This is a genomic window from Priestia sp. LL-8, from assembly GCF_036227845.1.
GTDB classification, from domain to species: Bacteria; Bacillota; Bacilli; order Bacillales; family Bacillaceae_H; genus Priestia; species Priestia zanthoxyli.
The window spans coordinates 913,892-939,889 of sequence record NZ_JAZAQH010000001.1; the positions used below are offsets into that span (position 1 = coordinate 913,892).

A 25,998-nucleotide genomic window follows, 5' to 3' on the forward strand; every position below is an offset into this window, starting at 1 on the left:
ATTTTGGTGATGAATTCCCAGAAAGAGATTCTTGGTTATACAGATTATGGGAAACTTTTAACTGTATTGTAACATAAACAGCTAGTTTTTTATGGTATAACTATGTCTATGAGGAAAGGGGACTATTACTTTATGAAAATTTTTAAGCGTATGACTCTTGCAGCAGTCACAGGAATTTTCTTCATGACCGGCATTACAGAGACTCACGCCCAATCGAATGAAGAAGCGCTCCAGACTACTGAAAATAAAATTAAAGAAACAGAAAAGGCTGTTCAACAAAAAGAGAAAGAGAAACAGTCTATCAATTCAGATGTTCAAAACATTCAATCACAATTAAATTCATTACATACAGTAATCTCTAGCAATAAAAAAGAATTAGCATCGACTGAAAAGCAGATTTCAGAAGCGAACAAAATGATTGAGAAAAAGAAAAAAGAGATCGTTTTGCTTCAGGAAAAAGTGTTAAGTCGTAAAGATATTATTGAAAATCGATTAGTTGCTTTACAGCAAGACGATAAAACAAGCGTTGTTATTGATACATTAATGAATGCTGATAACTTTGGAGATTTTGTTGCACGTATGGGTGCGGTCACAACTTTATTGTCAGCAGATAATGATATTTTAAAGCAGCATCAAAATGATTTAGATCAAATTGAAAAAGATAAAAAAGAAATCGATAAGCAAGAAAAAGTATTAGAAGCAGCAAAAGGTAGCCTAGCGGCTAAACAAGCTGAATTAGATAAAAACGTTGCGAAACAAACAGCAACGTTAACAACTATGCAAGAAAAATACAGTACGGTCGTAAATGAAATTGATGCAGCTTCTTCAGAAAAAGCAAATCTTCAGTCTGAACTAACAGGCATTCAAGATAAGATTGCAAAAGAAAAAGAAGCAGCTCAAAAGCAAGCTGAGCAAGTGGCAAAACAGCAGGCGGCTGAAAAGGCTGAGGCTGATGCAGAAGCAAAGCGTCAAGCTGAATTAGCAACAGCTAAAAAAGAAGTAAAAACAGAGCCAAAACAAGAAGTAAAAACAGCTGCGGCTACAGAGAAGAAAGCAGCCGTTTCTTCAGAAGCAAAAGAAACGAAAAAAGAAGAAAGCACACAAAAGCATTCTGGAAAAGAAATGTATGTAGAAGCAACAGCTTATACAGCTAATTGTGCAGGATGTAGCGGCGTAACAGCCACTGGACAAAATGTAAGTTCAGGCACTCATAAAATTATTGCGGTAGATCCATCCGTTATTCCATTAGGTTCAAAAGTATATGTAGAAGGATACGGAGTGGCAACAGCAGGTGATACGGGCGGTGCGATTAAAGGATATCGAATTGACGTATTAGTACCTTCTGATTCAGCTGCAAAAGCATTCGGACGTCGTACAGTAAAAATTACGGTGTTAAATTAAAGAAATAGGCTGAAAATATTTTAGTTGCAGGAAAATCCGAACGATGAATCGTTCGGATTTTTTCATTGTTTTAGTGAACGTAGGTTTCATCTAGTTAGTTGCTTCTAGCTGTTGATTGAAGGGCAAGGCGAAGACTCCTGCGGGAAAAGCAGAAGTGATGAGACCCCGCAGGCGCGTAAGCGACGAGGAGGCTCATCGGCCGCCCGCTGAAAGCGAAGCCTTTCAGGGAAATCAACAGTGGTGTCACAAGTGATCTATACCAGCTCATTACTCCCAGTTGTTCGTCTTCGGGTTAGGTGGAGGTATGTCTCAATCTCTTTTTTGCATGTTTGGTGAGCAAGTTGCTAGCTAATCTATGCTCTTTTCGTTACCATACAATAAAGTAAATGGAAGAAAAGGAGTGGGTAAAATGAAGATCGTGGATCCAGCGGTACAAAGTGCAAAAGACAATTATCATTTGCTAACAGGTGTCGTCATTCCCCGGCCGATTGCGTTTATTACAAGTCAAAATGATGACGGTGTAGTGAATGCCGCGCCGTTTAGTTTCTTTAATGTAGTTGCGGCAGAGCCTCCGCTGATTGCTGTTTCGGTTTCGAGAAGTGAAGGTCAAATGACGAAAGATACGGCCAAAAATATTAGTGCATCTAAAGAATTTGTAGTTCATCTTGTAGACGAAAACTTAGTGGAACAGGTGAATCAAGCGGCATCTTCTTATCCTTCTTCCGTGAGTGAAGTCGAAGAAACAGGATTAACACTAGCACCGAGCAAAAAAGTGCAAGTTCCCGGAATTCAAGAAGCCAGCATTCGGATGGAATGTAAGCTTCACCAAATTGTTCCATTAGGAACGGATGAGGCATACAGCTCAGATTTGTTTATCGGTGAAGTTGTGATGTTTCATATTAGTGAAAAAGTGATAGAAAACGATCGCGTTTCTGCAGAACGTGTGAAGCCGGTCAGTCGACTTGCGGGTTCTAACTATAGTAAATTGGGGCAATTATTTTCCTTAGAACGTCCCAAATAAGCAAGAAAGTGTTACTTATGTAGCAAAAAAATAGTATACATTGGATTTTTTTAAATAAGCGATTGTGTTCTGTTTCAACAACAACAGTACATTCGCTTTTTTTTATGAACGAAAAAGTTAATAGAAACCATAATAACAAAATCAATTTAGAAAAAGGCAAAAATGTAAGGTTTTTGCCTTTTATATTTACCATTGAGGAAAAGGGTATTCATTCATATAATTTAGATTAAGTAAATTGTATACGCTTTCAATATACAGAATTATTTTTCAATAATTCTCTGGAGAAAGAGTCATGAGCGTTTACAAAAAAACTTGCCACACTAGGAGACGAGATTATAGGAGGGGTATTCATTGAAACGTTGGTTTAGTTTAATCAGTTTTGCACTCATTTTAACCCTAGTACTTGCAGGATGCGGAGGAAAGTCCGCTAATGAAACAAGTGGTAGCGGTGGAAAAGAAGTTGTTGCATGGGCTTGGAATATTAACGTACCGGTATTAAAGAAAGCAGCAGCAGAATACCAAAAAGAGAACCCAGGATTTAAATTAAAAGTAGTGGATATGGGACGTGAAGATGTTTATTCAAAATTAACAACAGGATTGCAAGCTGGCGGAAAAGGCCTTCCTGATATTGTATTAGTAGAAGACGATCGTTTCCAAGGATACTTGGATGCATTTCCAAAAGCATTTTTAAACCTATCTAAAAAAGGGTTCGATAAACAAGAAGATAAGTTTCCAGAGTTTAAGAGAGCTCTTTTATCAAAGGATGGAGACATGTACGGCTTCCCGTTTGATGCAGGTCCAACAGGGGTTTTCTATCGCACAGATTACTTTGAAAAAGCAGGTGTAGATCCAAACAGCATCAAAACATGGGATGATTACATTGCGGCTGGTAAAAAAATTAAAGAAAAAGTTGGCGTTGATTTATTAGGATTAGATTTTAATAATGACGATGGCTTATTCCGAATGACGCTGACACAGCAAGGTACGTTCTATTTTAATGACAAAGGAAAATTAAATTTAACTTCTAAAGAAGCGAAAAAAGCAATGGAATTAAATAAGAAGTTAAAAGAAGCAGGCATTGTTAAAAATACAGTGGGATGGGATGCTTCAATCAGTGCTTTAGCAGAAGGTAAAGTAGCAAGTTCACCATCGGGTGCTTGGCTATCCGGTTCTATTACGCAACAGGCTCCAGATTTAAAAGGAAAATGGGGAGTGTTTTTATTACCTTCGTTTGAAGAAGGAGGCAACCGTGCTTCTAACTTAGGCGGAAGCAACTATGTGATTTCAGCAACTAGTCAAAAAGCAGATCAAGCGTACAAATTTATGGAGTATTTCTCAACAACGGATAAAGTTCAAGAAGAAGCGATGAAGGGTGGATTATTCCCATCATTAAATACCGTATATTCTTCAAAATTATTCACTGCACAAGATGAGTACTTTAACAATCAAACGATTTGGAAAACATTCGCAGATGAAATGAAAGATATTAAACCGGTTAATTTTACAGGCAATTACTCAGTTGCAAACAGTGAAGCAGTCAAAGCTGTGTCAGAAGTAACAAATGGTAAGGGCGTTAAAGACTCGCTTGAAGCAGCTCAAAAACGCTTAGAAAACCGAATTCAAAAATAATCAAGAAGCATAGAAGGTGATTTTTAGAAAATTGCCTTCTATCTCTTCTTCTTGCGGTACTAGGAGGTCATCATGAAGACAAATAAATCATTGCCTTACTTATTTATTGCTCCAGCACTTTTGCTGTTTGCGCTGTTTACCATCTACCCTATTTTTTCTTCTTTTATTCTAAGCTTTCAGAGCATGGAAGGCGGAAAGTATGTATTTACCGGGTTATCAAACTATACACGATTGCTTGGAGATGATATTTTCTGGAAAGCGCTTGGAAATACCGGCATTATTTTAATCGTTCAAGTGCCCGTAATGATTTTATTAGCACTTGTACTAGCTAACGCGTTAAACAGTCAGCTTTTAAGGCTAAAAGGTTTTTTCCGAGTTTCATTTTTCTTGCCGGCAGTAACGTCACTAGTTGCCTACTCTATTTTGTTTTCAATCATTCTTCAAGATGAAGGAATTATGAATACTATTTTAGGATTTTTCGGTATCGATGCCATTCAGTGGCTGGGAGATCCTTTCTGGGCTAAAGTCTCAATCATCGTTGCGATGACTTGGAGATGGACAGGTTATAACATGGTTATTTTTCTAGCAGCTCTTCAAAGTTTATCTCATGAAGTTTACGAAGCAGCTGATTTAGACGGGGCAAATCGTATTCAAAAGTTTTTCCACGTAACGGTTCCACAATTAAAACCCGTTATCTTGTTTGCTACTATTTTATCAACAATTGGCACGCTTCAATTGTTTGACGAACCTTTTAACTTAACAAAAGGCGGCCCTGCTGATTCCACGATGACGCTAGGCTTATATATTTATCAAAATGGCTTTAAATATTTTGATTTTGGATATGCTTCAGCCATTGCGTACGTTGTTGTATTATTAGTCGGTATTTTAACGTTCTTCCAATTTAAATTTACGGGTGATAAATCATGAGTGTATTAGAGAGAGTAGAAGCAACTGCAGTAGCTACCGCGCCTAAGGTTAAAAAGAAAAGTAACATCATGCGCAAAATAGGATTATACAGCATGCTTGGGCTGTTCACGATTATCTCTATTTTTCCTTTTTACTGGATGATTATCGGCGCTACGAATGAATCAGGAAAAATGTTTACAAACCCTCCAACGCTGAAGCCTGGCGATCAATTTATGACAAATCTACAAAATTTAAATGCTTCAATTGATTTAGGGCGGGTCTTTTTTAACTCAGTATTTGTTTCAGTCGTGTATGTGATTGTAGCTTTAATGGTCTGTTCTACAGCTGCATATGCGCTATCTAAATTTGAATTCAAAGGCCGAAACGCAATTTTCACTACGCTTTTATTGTCCATGATGATTCCATATCAAGCAACGCTCATTCCGCTTTTTCAGCTGATGTCGAATTTTAATTTGCTTGATACGTATTTTGCTCTTATTGTTCCGCAGCTGTGCTTTCCGTTCGCCATCTTTTTATTACGTCAGAACTTTTTAGCTTTTCCAACGGAACTGATCGAAGCGGCGCGTTTGGACGGAGCTGGAGAGATGAGAATCTTTTTAACGATTGTGCTTCCTTCTATGAAGCCTGCTATGGCTGCAGCAGCTATTTTCTTATTTATGACACAGTGGAATAACTTTATGTGGCCTCTAGTTGCGACTACATCTAACGAAATGGCTACATTGCCAGTTGCTCTTTCAAGCTTAATTGGCTTATCGATTATTGATTACGGTCAAGTAATGATGGGGGTAACGATTGCAACCATTCCAATCATTGTCTTCTTCCTGGCACTTCAGCGTCATTTTATTTCAGGAATGCTTGGAAGTGCAGTGAAATAAAAGCAGAAGCTCCTATTATAGGAGCTTTCTCAATGAACAGGAGGAGAGAAGATGGGAGAAATACCTGTAGGAGTTCAGCTTTATACGCTGCGTGAAGAAACGAAAAAAGACTTTAAAGGAACGCTTCAAAAAGTAGCTGCATTAGGATATCAAGGGGTAGAGTTTGCAGGGTATGAAGGATATACAGCGCAAGAAGTAAGAGCGTGGTTAATGGATTTGCAGCTGAAGCCAGCTTCTAGTCATATTCCACTTGAACAATTAGAATCTAATTTAGAGCAAGTGATTCACTATGAACAGCAAGTTGGAAATTCACATATTGTTTGTCCTTATTTAGTGCCTGAACGTCAAACGGAAAAAGGGTATTACGAACTTATTGATTCTTTAAACGATATTGATACGTATTGTAAAAAAGAAGGCATGTCGTTTAGCTATCATCATCATGATTTTGAGCTGAAGAAATTGTCAACTGGAAAGTCAGCTCTCCACACGATCTTAGAAGAAACTGAGGTAAACGTAGAGCTGGACATTTATTGGCTGACTAAAGCAGGCGAAGATCCAGTGGAGTGGATGAAGCATTATCAAAATCGGACGCCTTTTATCCATTTAAAAGATATGACAACAGACGGCGAGCAATTTTTTGCTCCTCTTGGTACCGGAGGAGTAGATGTAAAGGCTGTAATGCACGAAGGACATAGAGCAGGCGTAAAATGGTGGATCGTTGAACAAGATCAGTGCATAGAAAGTCCTCTTAGCAGTATTAAAAAAAGCTTAGCATATATCAAATAAAAAACGAACAGACAGCGTCTGTTCGTTTTTTATTGATAAGCTGGAGTCCATTCAATCTCTCCGCACTTATTTGTATAATCAATATTTACTTCAAAGTTATGTTTTTCATAAAAATGAATTAATCTTTCGAGATGATCCCAGTCACGCTCAGCGATATCGCCTTTAATGACATGAACATTTTGATCAACCGCTACTTCTTTTAAATAATTCATACATACAGAGCCATATCCTTTATTAGCAGGCCCTTTAATGTCACCGATAAAAATCGTGTGATTATCTTCATATACCCCGTCGATAGCAAAATCCCAAGACCCTCTATAAGCTTTTGTGCATTCGTTTAGCATAATTTTACATGCACTTCCGTCATTTTGTGCCGATACAATAACTAACTGATTATCTTCAGGCTGATCAACACCAATAACTTCATACTTTTTGGCTATTTCTTTTAAATTATCCTGCATGCGAAACAGCTGAAACTCTAAATCATCAAGTGTTTCTTTTAGTTCGTCTGCATTTTGTTTTTTTTCTGTAAGCTGAGTAAACATTTTATACTCCTTTCCGTCTGTTTTCGGTCTAAACGCGCCTATGACAAAGAGAACACGGTGTATAAAGCGAAACTTTATAAAGTATCTACCTTAGTAAAAATATAAAAAGGAAAGAACCTGATTTGATTGATCGTTCATCAAAACGGCTGCTTTCCTTAACATTTACTTTTAAATTTTTCACAACGTGTATAAGGTTAACAAAGACTCATTAATTTTGTCAATAAGTTTGAAGGTCTATTTATAAAGGAGGTAACAGGTCATTTTACTTATTGATAAGGAAAAATAATAGGTGAAAAAAGAATCACTTTAAAGTAAAATCATTGGAGGAAAAGTATGGTTAAAGAGTAATTACTTTTCAATTGGAAAAAACATACTTAAAATAAAAGTAAGAAAATATTTCATTTACTTACAAAATATTATAGAAAAATGGATGGAGTAATATGGGGTAAGTGTTAACTATATCGAACAAAGGGTGTATAAGATGGATAAATATCAAATTGCATTATTAGCTAATGTGCGTAAGCAGCTGCAAGAGTGGACTGATCAAAATGAAGAAATACTTCATGAAGAGGTGTACCGCTTTTTGCATTCAATTTCTGGAACGTCTGCAACTATTGGACTGCATTATTTAGGAGATCGCTCCCGCGAGTTAATGGAAGCTGTTGAAAAAAAACAGAAAAAAACCTGGAATTACGCCGAATTGAATACTTTTTTATTAGATATTATTAAAATTTGTTATCAAGATGAAATTCAATCCGTAGAAGATATAAATAAACCGCTAGAAATCAGTGAACAAACAGCTAATATTTTACTTGTGGACGATGATCTTTCAATGCTGATGTATTTAAAAGAACAGTTTGAAAAACAAGGCTGGTACGTATTAGCAACTGCATCTAAAGAAAAAGCCATTACGGCTTTTTACGAATTAAAGCCGGATTGTTTTGTTGTAGATGTACATATGAAAGACGGTAGCGGATTTGACATTCTTTCATTTTTACGTGATAAAACAAAGCAACTGTTCGTTCCGATTGTCATGATGAGCGTTGATAATCAAAGAGAGGCGCGTTTGAAGGCTTTTAAATTAGGGGCCGATGACTTCCTTGTTAAACCTCTTGATATGGAAGAAAGTCTACTTCGAATTGGTCACCATATTGAACGAAAGCAGATGTTTAACTCCTATTTAATGTTTGATGAATTAACAGGAGCTTATAACCGAACGTATTTAAAAGAAATCTACAGTCAGCAGCTGTCGAGCTTCGACCGCTTAAAAGATCCTTTTTGTTTAGCGATTTTAGATTTAGATTTCTTTAAGAAAATAAATGATCAATATGGACATCTTATGGGAGACCGCGTGCTGCAAGAATTTGTAGAGTATATGAAGCATGAAATTCGTCCAACAGATCACATTTTTAGATATGGAGGCGAAGAATTTATTCTTTTACTGCCAAAAACCAATATAAAAGAGGCAGAAACAGTATTAAATAGGCTATTGGATTTCTTTGTAAAAAAAGTTTTCACACATCAAAGCGATTCGTTTTATTGCAGCTTTTCCGGCGGAGTTGTAGAAGTTCATAACAATGAATGGCCGTTAGAAAAAGCTCTTCATCAAGCTGATGAAGCATTATATATAGCGAAGGAATCAGGACGTCAAAAAATTGTAGCTTCTTCTCAAAGCAAGCTGGTTAAAAAGCGAACGCTTCGTATGGCTATTATTGATGATGATTCTATCATTCGAACGATGCTAAAAGAGCTTTTAAGCAAGATTGATGTAGGAGATCGCTATGAAGTGAAAATAGAAGTGTTTAAAGACGGCATCGAATTTTTTGAGTCCCAATGGATTCACTCTAGCGATCAGTACTTTGTTATTTTAGATGGAATGATGCCCAAGATGGATGGCTTGGAAGTTCTGCAAAAATTAAGACAGCAGAAACGTCACGATCAGTACACGGTTATTATGCTTACATCACGAAACAGTGAACAAGATATTCAAAGAGCATTAGAACTTGGGGCAGACGATTACATGACAAAGCCATTTAAGTTAATGGAGCTTGAAGCGCGCGTACGTCATTTAATGAAGAAGGTGAAATAAATGGCGATGTCAATTCAAGTGGTATATATCTTATTTAGCGGATTGCTATTGCTGTTGGTTTGTTTTTTAAGTTATTTACTTATTCAAAAAGCGCGTTTAAACGCTTTTCGAGCAAAAGTAGAATCCTATAAAGAGAGTGTTAAAGAATCTCTTTTCATTTACTTATATAGAAAAGATGAAGAGCATCGGGTGGAGCCTAAAAATAAAATAGAGCTGACAGGTGTAGAAGAACTATTGAGCGGCTTTTCTGCAGCCGTGCAAGGCGATGACATTCTAAATAACATCACGCTCTATGCGGAGAAGGTTTTTACACCTAAATATAAAAAAGAGCTGCATCATTCTAGGTGGAGTGTCAGAATGAATGCCCTTTATGCTATTGAAGACTTTGGTCTTACTACGCTAACAGACCAATTACTAGAAATGTATGAGAAAAAAAATAGTACAGCGGCTGAAAAAAATCAAATTTTAAAGATTTTAGTTAAGCTGAACCGCCCTGAGTTTGTTATATACATGACGAATGCCTCTAAACCGCTGTCTGAATTTATGTACCGCTCTTTGTTTGGAACTATGAACAGTGAGCAGTTTCAGCAATTTATTAATAAATTTGAAGACCTGCAAGAAGAAATTCAGCTGCCACTCATTGATATGATCGGTATCAATCGTAAATTAGAGTATATAGATTTCTTAAAAGTGTATATGAAAAGTTCATCAGAAGAACTGCGAATTCGTTCGTTGAAATCACTTAACGCTTTATCTTTTCCATTAAAAATAGAGGAGCTCACGAAACATCTTCAATCAGATATGTGGCAAGAAAGAATGATGGCTACAAAACTAGTAGGCAAAACGAGAGATGAGAAGGGATTGTCATTTCTCGAGCAGTCGCTAAAAGATTCTCATTTTCTTGTGCGTTCGAATGCTGCTCAGTCAATGATGAAAATCCCAACAGGTACAGAATACTTAGTTCATGTATATAAAACGACTGATGACAAGTTTTCGAAAGATATGGCAGCAGAATGGCTTGAAAAAGGAGGAATTACGGTTGTGGAATAGTGTTTGGCATCTTTTATTGTCCATTTGCGGATGGGCTGTATTTGCATATATGATTTTTGTGCTTTGTTTTTATTTTATGATGTTTATCATCTCTGCTTTTCAACTGCGAAAGCAATATCAATTAAATGATGAAGAACCTTATGAAGATTTGCTTGCGGTCAGCTATACAACGCCGTTATCTATATTAGTTCCCGCTTATAACGAATCTGTCGGGATTATTGGAAGCGTGCGTTCGCTGCTTGGAATTGAATATCCGGAATATGAAGTAATTGTAGTAAATGACGGATCTTCAGATGATACGCTAGAAAAGCTCATCGAAGAGTTTTCTCTTGTGAAAATGAATCGAGTTGTGAGAAAGCAAGTGGAGACGAAAGAAGTAAAAGCTGTATATCGTTCTAAATTATACGATTATTTATATGTAGTCGATAAACAAAATGGGGGAAAGTCAGATGCATTAAATGCAGGAATTAATTTATCCAACTATCCTTATTTTTGTTCGATCGATGGCGATTCAGTGTTAGAAAGAGACGCTTTTTTAAAAGTTATGAAGCCAATTATTGATTCAGACGGAGAAGTAATTGCTTCAGGGGGAAGTATTCGAATTGCTAACGGATGTAAAATCGAAAACGGTGCGGTCGTATCGATTGGACTTGATACGCAGCCGCTTGTTGTGATGCAGATTATTGAATATTTACGTGCCTTTCTTATGGGGCGCATTGGTCTCAGTCGCCATAATTTACTACTTATTGTGTCAGGGGCATTTGGCGTATTTTCTAAGCGCTGGGTAATTGAAGCTGGGGGTTATTCTCATACAGTCGGCGAAGACATGGAGCTTGTTGTTCGCCTGCACCGACTAATTAAACAGAAAAAAGCCAACAATCAAATTGTTTATATTCCAGATCCCGTATGCTGGACAGAGGCACCCGATGAAATCAAATATTTGCGAAGACAGCGAAACCGCTGGCACCGCGGTTTATTTGATAGTCTTTGGAAGCATAAAGAGATGCTGTTTAATCCGAAATACGGAAGTATCGGAATGATTTCTATGCCTTATTTTGTGTTTATTGAACTAATCGGGCCGGTCATGGAAATGTTAGGCTATTTGTTTATTGTTATTTCTCTAGTTGTAGGCGGGATTTATGTAGAATTTGCTTATTTGCTTTTTCTCTTAATGGTTGTATATGGTTCTCTTTATTCGATGGCGGCCGTTTTGCTAGAAGAGTGGAGCCTTCGCAAATATCCAAAAGTATCTGATATCGCTAAGCTGTTTGTCTTTTCCCTGACTGAATCCTTTTGGTATCGCCCTCTAACTGTTATATGGCGCTGTCATGGATTGTTGGATGTTATTCGCAATAAAAAAGGCTGGGGAGACATGCAGCGAAAAGGAGTTTCACAATGAAAAAATGGTTATTAATCGGCAGCATTATTTTGGTTATGGCAGTAACAGCTTCTCCATTTCTTATTTGGCAGCTAAAGAAACCAACTGATTTGAATATGCTTGTCATTGATAAAACAGTGCCGAATCAAACGTTTCGAGAACATCAGGGCTTAATGTGGATGCTGAATCAAGCGAAAGTACGCAAAGAGGGGAAGCCTTATGAAATCTCAAAAGATTATGCAGGGTTTTATCCGAATGGAGATAAAACATACAGCATTAAATCTCTGCCAAAGACAAACTCTGCAGATATGATTTATATCACGGACACGTACGGCGTATACAAAGAAGATTTAGGCGTAAAAGCTAAAAAAGGAGATCGCTCTCAGCTGGTGTATGGCGGCATGACTTCTGAAGACGTGAGCTACGTTAAGAAAGCGATGAATGGACGTACAAAAACGCTGATTGGAGAGTTTAATACATTTGGAAGCCCTACTTCTTTAGACGTTCGTAAAGAACTGTATGAATTGTACAATGTTACGTGGTCCGGCTGGATTGGCCGCTATTTTGAGGAATTCGGCAGTGAAGAAGTTCCTGCTTGGGTGAAAAGTGCTTACAAAAAGCAGTACAACAAAGAGTGGAACCTTACAGGCAAAGGCTTACTGTTTGTTAATGAATCTAATAAGCTTGTTATTATAACGGAAAAAGAATTAAAAGAAAATCCAGTATGGTTTCAATATACAAAACAAGGAAAGAAAACATTGAATTTACAGGATGAATCTGCTTATCAATATTGGTTTGACGTAATTACACCGCATCAAAAAAGTGATGTGCAGGCTCAGTTTGTCTTTCACTTGGATTCTGAAGGAAAAAACAAGCTAAAGGAAAATGGTATTCCTTTGTCCATACCAGCAGTCGTTCATCATAATAAAGAGCGATATGATACCTATTACTTTGCAGGAGATTTTGCAGATCAAGGAGAAGTACCTTCCATTTATCAAACCTCTTTTTACCCGGTGTGGAAGAAGTGGACAGAGAAAATTGGAAAAGAAGATGAGTCTTCATTTTACTGGACTGTTTACCTGCCGCTAATGAACAAGATTGTGGAGCAACGGAAAAACGAATCGCAGCCAGCCGCTGCTACTTTTAATGAAAATATGGAAATTTATGAAGATGCTGACCATAAAGTAGCAGGGAAAGTAGGAAAAGATTATTTGCAAGTTTATCAAAATGGCAAGTGGAAGAATTTGTTGATTAAAGGAGTGAATATGGGCATTAGTAAGCCAGGACATTTCCCCGGTGAGACTGCTATTTCGAAAGAAGAATATTTGCGTTGGTTTAAAGAAATTGGAAAGATGAATGCAAACTCAATCCGCGTATACACCATTCATCCTCCCGCCTTTTATGAAGCACTTGCTGAGTATAATCAAAAATCCAAGAAACCCATTTATCTTTTTCATGGGGTATGGGTGAATGAAGAAGTTTTCTATGATTCACAAGATGCTTTTGCAAAGGAAAATACAAAAGAATTTGAAGCTGAAATGAAAAGGATTGTAAACGTTATTCATGGAAATGCAACACTGCCAAAACGGACGGGACATGCTAGCGGAACGTATACAGCAGACGTTTCTCCTTATGTGTTGGGGTGGATTATAGGAGTTGAATGGGATCCCACGGTAGCTTTTTCAACAAATGAAAAACATAAAGGAATGAAAGATTTTAAAGGGCAGTATATCTATACCGAAACAGGCAACCCCTTTGAAATTTGGCTTGCTCAGCTTATGGAAAAAACAATTTCCTATGAGCAGGATAAATATGATTGGCAGCGGCCTATGAGCTTTACAAACTGGGTGACGACGGATTTGCTTACTCATCCATATGAGCCTTCTGAAGACGAAGATAAAGTGTCTGTTAATCCTAATTTAATTCACACAACTAAAAAATTTGAGCCGGGCTTATTTGCTTCTTATCATATTTATCCGTACTATCCTGATTTCTTAAACTATGAACCTCGTTATCTCGCTTATAAAGATCATCGAGGAGAGAAAAATAACTATGCAGGCTATTTGCAAAATATGAAAGAAGTTCATCATATGCCCGTTCTTGTTGCTGAATTTGGCATTCCGGCTTCGCGAGGACTCACCCATAGAAACGTATACGGATGGGATCAAGGCTTTCACACGGAACAAGAACAAGGAAAGATTCTGTCACGCTTATATGAAGACATTGTCGAAGAAAAAATGGCTGGCGGTATGGTCTTTACATGGCAAGATGAATGGTTTAAGCGAACGTGGAATACGATGGAGTACGACAATCCGAATCGAAGGCCATTTTGGACGAATTTGCAAACGGGAGAGCAGCATTTTGGACTGCTGAGTTTTGATCCAGGAACGAAGCTAAAAGTCAAAGTAGACGGTAAATCAGATGATTGGAAAAAGCTGAACAGCAAGTCGGCATATAAGCCGTCTAAGAAGTTAAAAGCATTGAACATTACAAGTGATGAAGGTTATTTATATCTACACGTGAGTACAAAAGAACTGGAAAATCAAAAGCTTTATTTCTTGTTTAACACGATTAATAATCAGGGACAGTCAAAGATACCTCAAATCCCTTCCTTAAAAACAAAAGGAATTGATTTTGTAGCAGAATTAAACGGGAAAGAAGACAGTCATTTATGGATAGACAGCTATTACGATACGTATTATTTTTCATATGCTCATCAGCTTCAAATGATTCCGGCGGTAAAAGGAACCAATACAAAAGACAACGGCATGTTTAATCCAATCAGGCTCGCCCTTAACAAAGAGTTAGCGATTGGAGAGGGGGAAAATAAGAGAACCATTCCTTTTGACGCCTATGAAACAGGGAAGCTCCAAGAAGGAAATAGCGACCCTAACTCTTCTTCATTTGATTCGCTTGCGGATTTTAAAGTAAACGAATCAAATGGAATTGCTGAACTTCGCATTCCTTGGGCGCTTTTAAATGTAAAAGACCCGAGTCAAAAAGAAATAATGGGAGATATTTGGTCCAAAAAAGGATTGGAATCCAGCGAGAAAATAAAAGGAATTCAAGTGGGAGTCGTAGCTGTTAATAAGAAGAGCAATGACGTTGAAGATACGTTTCCGACTCAGAAAAAAGGAGAACTTTTATTAAAAGATTTTTACTTATACAAGTGGAAAAATTGGGAGTATCCAACTTTTCACGAACGACTAAAGCCGTCCTACTTCATATTGCAAAAAACGTATGGACGACTACAAGCGGAGGAATAACAATGGCCAAAATTTTATTAGCGGAAGATGAAGAAGTGCTTCGTATGTTGGTGGTGGATACGCTTGAAGATGAAGGACATGATGTGACGGAAGCAGAAAATGGCGAAGAAGCTTTGGAGTTTATTAAAGAACGTGATTTTGACTTAATTATTTTGGATTATATGATGCCCGTATTCACCGGGCTTGAAGTCATTCAGCAGCTGAAAGAAATGAAAGATAAGTGCCATACAAAAGTATTGATGCTTTCAGCTAAGAATCAAGCTGCTGATCAAAGTCGAGTGTTAGAAGCGGGGGCTACGCATTTTATGTCTAAGCCGTTTAGCCCGCTTTTACTGGCCGAACGTGTTGAGGAAATTTTACATGAACACTAAACTAAAACGAAAAAGTATTTCAACTCAGTTTATTATCTTGGCAAGTGTCCTTTTACTTGCTTTTGCGGCGGGTTCAACTGTTCTTGTCGTACGACAAAAAGAAATTACAGCTGATTATGCCCAGTACAGGGCACAGGTACGAGAAAAGGCACAGCTGTTATCTACAATTGATAAATCAATGAACAGAGCTTTTTTGCAGGCTCGTGGTTTTATTGCTTTTGATTCAGAGGATATGTACAAACAGGCTACAAGTCAGCAAAGAATCATTGAAGAAAATCTTAATCGACTTTCAGGTTTAGCTGCAGATAGACGTGAACGTACGTTTGTAAATGAAGCGACTGTGATGCTAAATACGTACTTTAATCAAACGCTTCCTTATTTTAAAGATATTTATGACAAAGAAGGTATTGAAGGAGTCCGCTCTAACTCTGAGCGGAAAGCTGCTTCTAAATCAATTGAACAAATGCAAAGAGAACTTGATGATTACCAAAACGAACTAGCCAAAGACTTAAATGTACAGTACGATGATACGTCGAGTGACATGCAGAAAAGTCAAACGCTTTTTATTTTATTTTTAGCGTTTACAGTGGTCATTTTATTGTTACTTACACGGGTACTGCTAAATAAGTTTGTAAAGCCACTGAGTCAGCTAGCATATACGGCAAGCGAGATTGCTGCCGGAAAAGAAATGCCTATAACATTTGACGAACATAGAAGAGACGAAATCGGTATGCTATCTCAGGCCTTTTACAAAATGGTATCGACTTTGCAAAATAATGAACAGGAGTTAACGGCTCAAAACGAGGAGCTGATTGCACAGCAAGATGAGTTGCACAGCCAGCAAGATGAACTTCAGCACGCATTAGAACTGACAAAGGAACGAGAAGGAGAGTTAGAATTGCGCAATTTATTTGTGCACGGACTAACAAATTCTCTTCACAAGCAAGAAGTTCTCACGAGTGCTGTCACAAACATGAGCCGGGTGATGAAAGCTGATCACGGCTTTATTATGCTAGCTGATGAAGAGACACATGCCTCATTTGGGCTTTCTTCATCCAGTGTTCAACAGATGGTAGCAAATCTTCATAATAATTATGTTGATCATGTACAGCAGACGAAAGAATGCATGGTAGTAAAAAGAGAGTGTACAGAACATGAGCGCCTATATCATCAGCAAACGTTTTATTTGTATGATGTTATCGTACCGGTGCTGTCTTCACAGGGAGATATGCTAGCCTATATGTTTTACAGCCGCTACGCGGATGAATACACAGAACATGAATTACAGACATTTGAAATACTGGCCAAACAAATCACAATTGCTCTTGAAAAAATTTATATTTACGAAGAGTCTGAGCACGACCGATTGCTATCTCAAGATATTTTAAATTCGATTCAAGAAGGAATGCAGCTTGTAGATACAAGCGGTACGATTCTACAAGTGAATACGAAGATTAGCGAATTGTTTCAATATGAGCATCAAAGCGGGCTTCTTCAGCTCTCTCTCGATCAATGGCTAGATGCGCTCTCTCAAAAAGTCGAAAATATAGGGCAGCTAAGACAATACGTTGAAGCCGTTTGTAAGGGAGAGCAAGTAGAAAAGTCTTTTGTTTATTACCTGCACACGGAGGGTAAGAGAAAAGTTATAAAAGTTTATAGCGAATACGTATATCGAAACCGTCAGATGTTTGGCGTATTGTTCGTTCATCGTGATATTACGAAAGAATTTGAAGTTGATCAGATGAAGTCGGAATTTGTAAGCACTGTGAGTCACGAGCTGCGCACACCTTTAGCAAGCGTATTAGGGTTCACTGAGCTTATGCTAAACAAAACATTAAAAGAAGAAAGGCAGAAGAAGTATTTAACTACTATTTATCAGGAAGCACAGCGGTTAACGTCTTTAATCAACGATTTTCTGGACGTCCAAAGAATGGAAGCGGGGAAACAAACCTACGATAAAAAGTATCAAGACATTCTGCCGCTTATTAAGCAGGTGATTGAGGTCCAGAAAATACAAACAAATAAGCATGAATTTGATATGATTTCTGATCAAGAGCATTTTACAGTAATGGGAGATAAAGATAAGCTGCTGCAATTGTTTAATAATGTAATTAGCAATGCAGTGAAATATTCGCCCGATGGAGGGAACGTTACAGTTAAAGTGTATCAAAAGGAACACGCTGTTTATATTGATATTCAAGATGAAGGAATTGGTATACCAAGTGAAGCGCTAGGTCAATTGTTTACCAAATTCTACAGAGTAGATAACTCCGATATGCGCAAAATTGGCGGAACGGGTCTAGGATTAGCAATTGTAAAAGAAATTGTAAAAGCTCATGGTGGAGACATTACTGTACAATCGGAATGGAAAAAAGGAACAACATTCACGGTTGTTCTCCCGCTTCTATATGAAGTTCAGTACGATGAAGAGATGATAAGTACGAATGATAACCGTAAAAGCGTAGTGATTGTAGAAGATGATAAAAGTTTAGCGACGCTTTTACAGGTAGAATTAAAAGAAAGCGGTTTTCACGTTCGGTATTTTAACAATGGAGAAGACGCATTAAACTCTATTCATCAGCAAAAGCCTGAAGTGGTTGTTCTAGATATTATGCTAGGAGAAAATAAGTTAGACGGATGGGATGTTTTAAGACATCTCAAAGAAAATACAGAGACAGAAAAAATTCCTATTTTAATCTCATCTGCTTTAGACGAAAGAAGCAAAGGATTAGAGCTTGGAGTGTGTGAGTTTCTGATTAAACCTTATCAGCCTAGTAAATTATCCAAAACGATTCTCCATCTGCTTTTGAAAAGGCAAGAGCATGAAGGAGAAATTATGATTCCTTCGGATAAAGAAGAGTAGAAATGTGGGCAGCTCCGTTATTTTTGCGGAGCCTCACCATATAAAAAGAAAATTAGTAAAGTAAGATAAAAAAACATTGAAAACGTTCTCAAATTGTGGTTTTATAGAAAGTAGGCATAACATGATGACCTTAGAATTACCTTTTTCCACCTCCTTACATGCGTAAGGAGGCTTTTTTGTATAAATATAGTAAGATAAGATAACAAAACCTGATGCAGAATCGTTTATTGAATTTCAGCTAGTTAAGAAAGTTTGATAGCGAAAGGCATGAAGCTCTGGGAATTATTTCACAAAGGGAGGGGAGTCTATCCAAGAAGTGAAGGTAGTTCAATTTTTATAATCATAGTATAATAAAAAATACGGTTATAAAAGCTGTGTTTGTTATACATCTTTTATATAGAAGGTAAGATTGAATTTTATATTTGCTTAAAGGAGGTCTTTCCTTGGATATTGCGTATATAATTGCTGAAGAAAGAATTAGACAAGCAATAAAAGACGGTGACTTTGATAAGCTGCCTGGGGAAGGAAAACCATTAAAGTTAGAAGATTTGTCACATATACCTGAAGAACTGCGCCAAGCATATAGAATGTTAAAAAATGCAAATATGATAAGTGATGAACAAGAGCTAAAACGAGATATGGCTACAATAGAAGAATTGATTTCTATATGCACAGATGCTAATGAAGAACAAAGGCTAACAGAGATGCTTACGGAAAAGCGTTTGCGCTTTGAGCAGCTCGTTGACAAGAAAAAGATGACAAGTTCTGCAGCTTATAGGACGTATCAGAATAAAATTTACTCCAAATTTTTTCATTAATGAGTGTAATGGACGAGACGATCGGAGGGTGAGAACTTGCGGCTGTTAATTTTATTGATCAGTATCATACTATTTATTTCGCTTTGTTTTTATATTTTTGCCCCACAAATAAAACGAGGTGCCCAATCGAAAAATGTGCCGGTTTTATTTATTCATGGCTATTTAGGCAGTCAAAAAAGCTTAGGGAAAATGATTAAACGATTTGAACAAAACGGATGGGGAACTAAAGTAGGCTACTGCGTTGTTCAAAAAGATGGAGCTATTCAGTGGAAGCATATTATGAAAGCAAAAGAGGGAAAACTTCCGCTTATTCATATCGTCTTTAAAAAGCCAGATGCCAGTATTGCACAGCAGCAAAAATGGATTGAAGCTATTATACAAGATGTACGTGATACATATAAAGCATCTTCTGTTGATTTAGTTGGACATAGTATGGGAGGAGTAACGGCAGCAGCTGTTAGTTTGTCTAACCCTCAATATATTCAAAAGTTAGTTACGTTAGGGTCGCCAATTCAAGGATTAGATTATCAGGAGTTAATGGAGATGTACCCTCATGCACGCAATCATATTGAATCTATGGGTGCTCGTGATTTAGCTTTTCACTCTATAGCGTTAAATAAGCTGTACGAAAGTCGTCAAGATTTCTCAAAAGAAATCGACGTTTTTTCAGGAGCAGGAGACGTTGGAGATAAGACAGATGGAGTGGTAACAGTAGAAAGTGCGTACGGACTGCAAGAGTTTACCGAACACATTCATCTCCAAACGTTTCATGAAGCACATTCGGATTTACATGAAAGCTCAGAGGTTGATAAAGCTGTCTATCAATTTCTAAAACGAGATTAAAGGGGGATTACGATGCTTTACTTAATTAGGCACGGCCAAACAGATTGGAATAAAAACAAACTTATTCAAGGGCATGCTGATATTCTGCTCAACGAAGCGGGAAAGCAACAAGCTAAACGCGTAGCGGAACGTTTTCGAGATATCCATATTGATGTAATCTATACAAGCGATTTGCTTCGTGCGCAGGAGACGGCTAGGGAAATTGCAGCAGCTGCTAAAGTAGAGAAAGTCGAGGTTTGTGAGCAGCTGCGTGAGCGCTCTTTTGGAGAACTAGAATCAAAGAATGTAGAAGTTCTGCATGAGCTTGTGCCAAACTATGCGACAAATTGGGGAGAAGAGCCTTTATATAATATCGAAACACTCGAAGCCGCTCAAGAACGGATGGTTCAGCGGTTAACGGAAATTATGAAGAAGTCTATCGGAAAGAAAGTAGCAGTTGTTAGTCACGGGGCAGCAATTAATACATTCATTCATCATGTAACAAGTGGAGAACAAGGAACAGGGACTACTATTTTACAAAATACATCAATTACAACTTTTGCTTATGAAAGTGGAAAATGGCGTCTTGAAACGATCAACGATGCCAAGCATCTTGAATAAATATACTTAAAGAGGCTGTGACAGTAGCATTTTAGTTGAGGGGAAATCCGAACGATTAATCGTTCGGATTTTTTTATGGTGATGGTGAACGTAGGTTTCGTATATGTAAGTACTTCTAACTGTTGATTGGAGGGCAAGGCGAAGACTCCTGCGTGAAAAGCGGAAGGGATGAGACTCCGCATATTAATTTTATATATAAATATTTATACAATTGATTTTAATAAAAATGCATAGTAAAATAAGTTTTATTACTATTCTATTAAAGCGTTTAGTATAACTGAATTTCCTAATATTGTTTAATAAGTAACTATATTTCGGAATAAGATTAATTGATTTGTATAATTTCAAGGAGGATGTAGTATGTCAAAAGATTGGAGTCACTTATTTGAAAGAATGCCTGAGTTGCTAGCACCGACGATGGCTAAAGACCATCCGAATCTGCCCGTTGTGAAAGAAGAAGGATGTTATTATTATGGATTGGATGGTAAAGAATATCTCGATTTTACTTCTGGAATCGCTACGACAAATGTAGGACACAGACATCCGAAAGTAGTAAAAGCAATTAAAGACGGAGCAGATCAATTATTGCACGGTCCTTCAGGTGTGATTATGTACGAATCGATATTAAAATTAGCCGATGAGTTAGGAAAAGTAACGCCGGGCAATTTAGACTGCTTTTTCTTTGGAAATAGCGGCACCGAAGCAATTGAAGGAGCCTTGAAATTAGCGAGGCATGTTACAAAACGTCCGTATGTTATTTCTTTTTTAGGGTGTTTTCATGGCCGCTCGATGGGAGCTTTAAGTGTTACAACATCGAAAAGCAAATATAGACAATTTCAGCAGCCTTCGGGACTGACATATCAAATTCCATATGCCAATCCAAAAGAGTGCCCTGCGGATCTAGACAGCGATGTATACTTTACTGAAAAGCTTGAAAAAGATTTTGAAATACTCTTTAAGCACCAAGTCACGCCTGAAGAAGTAGCGGCCGTTATTTTGGAACCAGTATTAGGAGAAGGCGGCTATATTATTCCTCCGAAAAGTTGGATGAAGAAGTTAAGAGAGATTTGTGATCGTCATGGAATATTACTTATTTTCGATGAAGTGCAAACAGGGTTTGGCCGTACCGGCGAATGGTTTGCTGGACAAACGTTTGATGTCGTACCAGATATTATGGCTATAGCAAAAGGAATTGCTTCTGGAATTCCGCTTAGTGCAACGGTAGCTTCTCAAGAACTAATGAAGCAGTGGCCTCTTGGCACACATAGTACAACATTTGGAGGAAATCCTATTGGATGTTCAGCAGCCCTTGCAACTCTTGAAGTGATGAAAGAAGAACAACTGCTCGATAACACGAGAAAAATGGGCGCTTATGCGTTAGAAAAGCTGCATCTTTTAAAGGACAAACATTCAGTTATTGGGGATATCCGTGGTTTAGGACTTATGATTGGAATTGAAATTGTTAATCCGGATACGGGAGAAGGCGATGGAGACGCCTTATTTGAGATTCTGGACTTAGCTTTAGAAAAAGGCGTGTTATTTTATTTTTGCGGAAATGCAAGTGAAGTTATTCGCATGGTACCTCCGCTTACTGTAACAAAAGAACAGATAGATGCCGGCATTCGTATGCTAGATGAAGCTATTACTTCTTTTGAGAAAAAGTCAGCTGTAAAAGCGTAATAAAAAAATATAAAAAATTTATATATTTGTAACCTAGTTGTCATAGTAATGGTAGCGATATCATAGTTTTAGAGGGAAAACAATTTTCTGAAAAGTAGTTGACATCTGTTTGTGCAGCATGTAACATAATATTTATCTTATCAACAATTATCAACAAAATTCGACAAACTTCTTATCAAGAGAGGTGGAGGGATAGGCCCTGTGAAACCTCGGCAACGGACTTTATAGAACCGTGCCAACTCCCACAAGCAGTGCTTGAAAGATAAGAAGAGACCAGGTTTACTAACAATTGTGATCCCAACCTCTTCTTACAGGCACCTAGACACTGTAAGTGGAGGTTTTAATTTTATGACAAGAATATGACATTTAAATAAAAAACAGCAGGCGAAATTACCTGCTGTTTTTATATGCTGTAAAATGATAAATAACCTACCAGAATTCCTAGTAAAAGTACCCCGGTCGTAATACTAATAATCCACCACATCATTTTTTTCATCGTTTATTCCTCATTATCAATTGACTGTAGCTGTAGATCCGCCTGAAACGCCAGAAGCCGTACCATAAGCGGTTTGTCTTTTGATTCCAGCATTTTTAGCTGCAACTTTCCACTGCCAGTCAATTCGCCCGTAGGCGCGATTATTTTGTACCCAAGATTTTGAGCTCTTTTTTGTAATAGACACAAGGGGGTTTACATTTTTTGTGACCACACCTCGTACACTTTTAACTGAAGTTACCGAGGAGCTTTTCGTGTAATAATCTACATACACCGTTAGTTTTGTTGTTGTAAATCCAGCCGCTTTATAAGAAGCCGTATAAGCTGCTGTTTTGAATAAAGGTGAAGCTGTTCTTGCTCCGTATGCTGCTGTACTTGCAGCTTCGACCGTGCCGCTAATCTCTTCAATATCCATTTTTAACAGAGATGGATCCCTTAGTGATTGTACAACTTTTTGCTTTTGTTGACGCGATAGTTTTGAAAATTCATACAGTGAACTTTTATCACTTTGTGCTTTCAAGAACTGCGTGTAAGAAGCAACCGTCAAATGAGCAGGTTTTTCACTAGCCATAACAGAGTTTGGTACGATTAATAGACATAATAATGCAATTATCAGGAAAAAAGAAAAAAACGTTCTTTTTGTAGCCATATTTATATAAATCCTTTCTAGTACCCTATTGTTATAAATAGATAAGAAGTAATTTATCGTTTTGAAGAAGGACTGTGTGCTGACGTATTAACTGTCATCACGACACGAGCTTGCTGTACAGATTTCATAAAGCATTCGTATAGAGAAGCGAATACTTTGTCCACATCTCCTTCTAAAGCTGTTGCAAAAGGCACGGTTTCGGCAAATACTCCCTGTTGTTTAACTGCGTCAATTCCGCTTTTGATGATGTCTACATAATGCGGCGTATCTAATGGATACAAAGAAAATTGAGTGGATACAGGGAACGAAGCACAAAGCTGTTGGGTTGAAGACATGTTTTCTTTTGGTTTTATTTTTCTTTCTTCGAAATATTCTTCGTGACGCCCTGTTGAAAACGTGGCATTCAGAACAATATGCTTTTCTGATTTTCCAGCACTTTTATAAACGGCTTCCACAACTTCAAATACGTCTTTGGCAGTTCCTTCAATAAACGTGCTAACACGGTCCGTTTTTCGCTGAACTTTAGACATATCCACTTCGTTCAGTGCACCTAAAATAATATCAATGAAGTTATCGCTCATAACGGAAAGTGTAAAACGACAGCCAACATTTATTTTTTCCAAGTTAATCACCCCTAAAATATAGATTTGTAGTTTTTTAATCATACAAATCATAAAATAACTTTTCTATTTTGTATAGAAACAGAAGATAGATTCTTTATTTTTAGGCAATATTACATAGAAGAAACGAAAATAAATTGCATAACATGAAAATTAAGGGTGTTAAGAAAAGTCACATAACGAAAAAGAATAAAAAAACAATGTTAGAACTTCTGACAAAAAGCTGGTATGTAGACTGAAAACACCATATTATATATACAAGATCACATTATTCTCCTGCGATTTCGTATAACCTCTTGAAAAAGGGACTTGGGATTTTATCATAAATCCAACCTCCTAGCTGTATAATCAGCTAGGAATTTTTTTTACCCAAAGTCTCTATCGCCCATGAGGTTATCTACACTTATTCAACTCAGAGCATGCACCATATATATTTAAGACCAGTGTAAGAAAGATTGCTTGAAGATTTAGTGTTCGGCTTGAGCTAGAAATAGATAGATGTTACGAAAGAGGGGAAAGAAGGTATGACGCACACATTAATTAAAAATGCAGAGATTATTACGATGAATGAGAAGAATGATATTATTTACGGTGACCTTTATGTTGTGGGAAATCGTATTGCAGCCATCGGGAAAAACCTGCATCCGGAAAAGGTAGATAAAGTCATTGATGCAGCAAATAAAACGATTGTGCCGGGCTTTATACATACTCATATTCATTTATGTCAAACGCTTTTTAGAGGGCAAGCAGATGATTTAGAGCTGCTAGACTGGCTTAAAAAGAAAATATGGCCTCTTGAAGCTTCGCATGATGAAGAATCTATCTATTATTCAGCACTGTTAGGGATCGGCGAACTCATTCAAAGCGGGACTACAACAATTGTAGATATGGAAACGGTTCATCATACGGACTCTGCTTTTCAAGCTATATCTAAGAGTGGAATCCGAGCTCTTGCAGGAAAAGTAATGATGGATAAAAAAGGCGACGATCTGCCAAAAGCTCTGCAGGAGACAACGGCTGACTCGATCAAAGAAAGTGTAGAGTTGCTTGAAAAATGGCATAATTCAAATAACGGTCGTATTCGATATGCATTCTCCCCAAGATTTGTGCTGTCGTGTACGGAAGATTTGCTGCGTGAAGTGAGCCATTTATCAGCTGCCTATAATGTTCATGTCCATACTCATGCTTCTGAGAATCAAGAAGAAATTCGCATTGTAGAAGCTGAAACGGGTATGAGAAATATCATGTACTTAGACCATTTAGGATTAGCCAATGAGCGCCTTATTTTAGCGCACTGTGTGTGGCTAAACGATCAAGAAAAGCAAATTATTAAGAATCAAGGAGTAAAAGTCAGTCATTGCCCAGGCTCAAACTTAAAACTTGCATCGGGAATCGCAGATGTGCCCAGTTTATTAGAGCAAGGTGTATTTTTAAGTCTTGGCGCTGATGGTGCTCCTTGTAATAATAATTTGGATATGTTCAACGAAATGAGGCTGGCCGCTACGATTCATAAACCCTCTTACGGACCAACGGCCATGAATGCAAAGCACGTGCTCGAAATGGCTACAATCGGCGGAGCGAAAGCAGTTGGGCTTGAAAAAGAAATTGGAAGTTTAGAGGTTGGGAAAAAAGCGGATCTTGCCATTTTAAATTTAAATCAGCTTCATACCTTTCCATCTTACGGCGTAGACCCTATTTCCAGAGTTGTGTATTCAGCAACGCGAGGAGATGTAGAGTTAACGATGGTTGATGGAGAAATTCTGATGGAAAATCGCGTGCTAAAAACAATTGACCAGGGAATCGTGCTAAAAGAGGCAAATCGTTCGATTGATCGTCTTTTAAAAAGAATTCCACTTTTAATTTCGTAAGATGTAAAACGAAGAAGAGGCTGGGATAAAAGTATTTTAGTGGAAGTAAACTCGAATTATTAATCGGAGTTATTGATTAATAATTCGAGTTTTTTGTTGTCAAGGTGAACGTAGGTTTCATCTGTTTAGTTGCTTCTAGCTGTTGATTGGAGGACAAGGCGTAGACTTCTGCGGTTATTCCATTTCTTTGTCTTTAGAATGGATTTATTTAGTTATGTCTCAATCT

20 protein-coding genes and 1 riboswitch are annotated in these 25,998 nt (G+C 37.5%); of the genes, 17 read left to right on the plus strand and 3 right to left on the minus strand.

Annotated features, from left to right (window positions below; genetic code table 11):
* Positions 1–132: 132 nt before the first annotated feature.
* From U9R83_RS04730 to U9R83_RS04755, 6 genes are all read left to right on the plus strand, one after another.
* Positions 133–1,401: a 3D domain-containing protein gene (locus U9R83_RS04730; RefSeq protein WP_182420889.1), complete on the plus strand. Its 1,269-nt coding sequence runs from the start codon at positions 133–135 to the stop codon at positions 1,399–1,401.
* Between the two features lie 409 nt (positions 1,402–1,810).
* The gene (locus U9R83_RS04735; RefSeq protein ID WP_014461374.1) at positions 1,811–2,422 is read left to right on the plus strand and encodes a flavin reductase family protein; all 612 of its coding nucleotides are present in this window, start codon (positions 1,811–1,813) and stop codon (positions 2,420–2,422) included.
* A gap of 351 nt (positions 2,423–2,773) precedes the next feature.
* Positions 2,774–4,051 (plus strand): ABC transporter substrate-binding protein, encoded by a 1,278-nt coding sequence (locus U9R83_RS04740; RefSeq protein WP_014461373.1) that lies wholly within the window; start codon positions 2,774–2,776, stop codon positions 4,049–4,051.
* Between the two features lie 72 nt (positions 4,052–4,123).
* Positions 4,124–4,978, plus strand: coding sequence for a carbohydrate ABC transporter permease (locus U9R83_RS04745; RefSeq protein ID WP_014461372.1), 855 nt, complete (start codon positions 4,124–4,126; stop codon positions 4,976–4,978).
* A gap of 68 nt (positions 4,979–5,046) precedes the next feature.
* Complete coding sequence (locus U9R83_RS04750) at positions 5,047–5,853, plus strand: carbohydrate ABC transporter permease (protein ID WP_013055640.1); 807 nt, start codon at positions 5,047–5,049, stop codon at positions 5,851–5,853.
* A gap of 51 nt (positions 5,854–5,904) precedes the next feature.
* On the plus strand, positions 5,905–6,639 hold the full coding sequence (locus U9R83_RS04755) for a sugar phosphate isomerase/epimerase family protein (protein WP_221780517.1): 735 nt from the start codon (positions 5,905–5,907) through the stop codon (positions 6,637–6,639).
* A gap of 29 nt (positions 6,640–6,668) precedes the next feature.
* On the opposite strand, the gene U9R83_RS04760 is transcribed toward U9R83_RS04755, so the two are convergent.
* Positions 6,669–7,184, minus strand: coding sequence for a GNAT family N-acetyltransferase (locus U9R83_RS04760; RefSeq protein WP_116742230.1), 516 nt, complete (start codon positions 7,182–7,184; stop codon positions 6,669–6,671).
* 481 nt (positions 7,185–7,665) lie between these two features.
* Between U9R83_RS04760 and U9R83_RS04765 the strand changes: the two genes are divergently transcribed.
* From U9R83_RS04765 to U9R83_RS04810, 10 genes are all read left to right on the plus strand, one after another.
* Positions 7,666–9,273 carry a GGDEF domain-containing response regulator gene (locus tag U9R83_RS04765; RefSeq protein ID WP_226700948.1) on the plus strand — a complete coding sequence of 536 codons (1,608 nt, stop codon included), beginning with the start codon at positions 7,666–7,668 and terminating at the stop codon, positions 9,271–9,273.
* Complete coding sequence (locus U9R83_RS04770) at positions 9,274–10,323, plus strand: HEAT repeat domain-containing protein (RefSeq protein WP_182420886.1); 1,050 nt, start codon at positions 9,274–9,276, stop codon at positions 10,321–10,323.
* The gene (locus U9R83_RS04775; RefSeq protein ID WP_140451606.1) at positions 10,313–11,722 is read left to right on the plus strand and encodes a glycosyltransferase family 2 protein; all 1,410 of its coding nucleotides are present in this window, start codon (positions 10,313–10,315) and stop codon (positions 11,720–11,722) included. The genes U9R83_RS04770 and U9R83_RS04775 overlap by 11 nt, the downstream gene beginning before the upstream one ends.
* Positions 11,719–14,967 carry a hypothetical protein gene (locus tag U9R83_RS04780; RefSeq protein ID WP_226700949.1) on the plus strand — a complete coding sequence of 1,083 codons (3,249 nt, stop codon included), beginning with the start codon at positions 11,719–11,721 and terminating at the stop codon, positions 14,965–14,967. Before U9R83_RS04775 ends, U9R83_RS04780 begins: the two co-directional genes overlap by 4 nt.
* Positions 14,968–14,969: 2 nt before the next feature.
* Positions 14,970–15,338, plus strand: a complete 369-nt coding sequence (locus U9R83_RS04785; RefSeq protein ID WP_115653157.1) for a response regulator transcription factor — start codon at positions 14,970–14,972, stop codon at positions 15,336–15,338.
* Complete coding sequence (locus tag U9R83_RS04790; protein WP_226700950.1) at positions 15,328–18,201, plus strand: ATP-binding protein; 2,874 nt, start codon at positions 15,328–15,330, stop codon at positions 18,199–18,201. The genes U9R83_RS04785 and U9R83_RS04790 overlap by 11 nt, the downstream gene beginning before the upstream one ends.
* A 443-nt stretch (positions 18,202–18,644) precedes the next feature.
* Positions 18,645–19,019 carry a J-domain-containing protein gene (locus tag U9R83_RS04795; RefSeq protein ID WP_226700951.1) on the plus strand — a complete coding sequence of 125 codons (375 nt, stop codon included), beginning with the start codon at positions 18,645–18,647 and terminating at the stop codon, positions 19,017–19,019.
* Positions 19,020–19,055: 36 nt separating this feature from the next.
* Entirely contained in the window at positions 19,056–19,862 is an 807-nt protein-coding gene (locus U9R83_RS04800) for an alpha/beta fold hydrolase (protein WP_042992294.1), read from the plus strand.
* A gap of 12 nt (positions 19,863–19,874) precedes the next feature.
* On the plus strand, positions 19,875–20,462 hold the full coding sequence (locus U9R83_RS04805; protein WP_226700952.1) for a histidine phosphatase family protein: 588 nt from the start codon (positions 19,875–19,877) through the stop codon (positions 20,460–20,462).
* Positions 20,463–20,822: 360 nt separating this feature from the next.
* Entirely contained in the window at positions 20,823–22,142 is a 1,320-nt protein-coding gene (locus U9R83_RS04810) for an aspartate aminotransferase family protein (protein ID WP_226700953.1), read from the plus strand.
* Positions 22,143–22,311: 169 nt separating this feature from the next.
* A riboswitch (SAM riboswitch) is annotated at positions 22,312–22,411 on the plus strand.
* Positions 22,412–22,654: 243 nt separating this feature from the next.
* Here the strand turns inward: U9R83_RS04810 and U9R83_RS04815 are convergent.
* Both U9R83_RS04815 and U9R83_RS04820 read right to left on the minus strand, forming a co-directional pair.
* Positions 22,655–23,284, minus strand: a complete 630-nt coding sequence (locus U9R83_RS04815; RefSeq protein WP_209368324.1) for a hypothetical protein — start codon at positions 23,282–23,284, stop codon at positions 22,655–22,657.
* 53 nt (positions 23,285–23,337) lie between these two features.
* Positions 23,338–23,907, minus strand: coding sequence for a YkoF family thiamine/hydroxymethylpyrimidine-binding protein (locus U9R83_RS04820; protein WP_328575075.1), 570 nt, complete (start codon positions 23,905–23,907; stop codon positions 23,338–23,340).
* Between the two features lie 521 nt (positions 23,908–24,428).
* On the opposite strand from U9R83_RS04820, the gene U9R83_RS04825 reads away from it, so the two are divergent.
* A complete protein-coding gene (locus U9R83_RS04825) occupies positions 24,429–25,772 on the plus strand; it encodes a 5'-deoxyadenosine deaminase (RefSeq protein ID WP_014461356.1) in 1,344 nt (447 codons plus the stop codon).
* Positions 25,773–25,998 lie beyond the last annotated feature (226 nt).

Coding starts and splice junctions, on each gene's coding strand:
- U9R83_RS04730 (WP_182420889.1), top strand. CDS start 133: ATGAAAATTTTTAAGCGTATGACTCTTGCAGCAGTCACAGGAATTTTC.
- U9R83_RS04735 (WP_014461374.1), top strand. CDS start 1,811: ATGAAGATCGTGGATCCAGCGGTACAAAGTGCAAAAGACAATTATCAT.
- U9R83_RS04745 (WP_014461372.1), top strand. CDS start 4,124: ATGAAGACAAATAAATCATTGCCTTACTTATTTATTGCTCCAGCACTT.
- U9R83_RS04750 (WP_013055640.1), top strand. CDS start 5,047: ATGCGCAAAATAGGATTATACAGCATGCTTGGGCTGTTCACGATTATC.
- U9R83_RS04755 (WP_221780517.1), top strand. CDS start 5,905: ATGGGAGAAATACCTGTAGGAGTTCAGCTTTATACGCTGCGTGAAGAA.
- U9R83_RS04760 (WP_116742230.1), bottom strand. CDS start 7,184: ATGTTTACTCAGCTTACAGAAAAAAAACAAAATGCAGACGAACTAAAA.
- U9R83_RS04765 (WP_226700948.1), top strand. CDS start 7,666: ATGGATAAATATCAAATTGCATTATTAGCTAATGTGCGTAAGCAGCTG.
- U9R83_RS04770 (WP_182420886.1), top strand. CDS start 9,274: ATGGCGATGTCAATTCAAGTGGTATATATCTTATTTAGCGGATTGCTA.
- U9R83_RS04780 (WP_226700949.1), top strand. CDS start 11,719: ATGAAAAAATGGTTATTAATCGGCAGCATTATTTTGGTTATGGCAGTA.
- U9R83_RS04785 (WP_115653157.1), top strand. CDS start 14,970: ATGGCCAAAATTTTATTAGCGGAAGATGAAGAAGTGCTTCGTATGTTG.
- U9R83_RS04790 (WP_226700950.1), top strand. CDS start 15,328: ATGAACACTAAACTAAAACGAAAAAGTATTTCAACTCAGTTTATTATC.
- U9R83_RS04805 (WP_226700952.1), top strand. CDS start 19,875: ATGCTTTACTTAATTAGGCACGGCCAAACAGATTGGAATAAAAACAAA.
- U9R83_RS04810 (WP_226700953.1), top strand. CDS start 20,823: ATGTCAAAAGATTGGAGTCACTTATTTGAAAGAATGCCTGAGTTGCTA.
- U9R83_RS04815 (WP_209368324.1), bottom strand. CDS start 23,284: ATGGCTACAAAAAGAACGTTTTTTTCTTTTTTCCTGATAATTGCATTA.
- U9R83_RS04825 (WP_014461356.1), top strand. CDS start 24,429: ATGACGCACACATTAATTAAAAATGCAGAGATTATTACGATGAATGAG.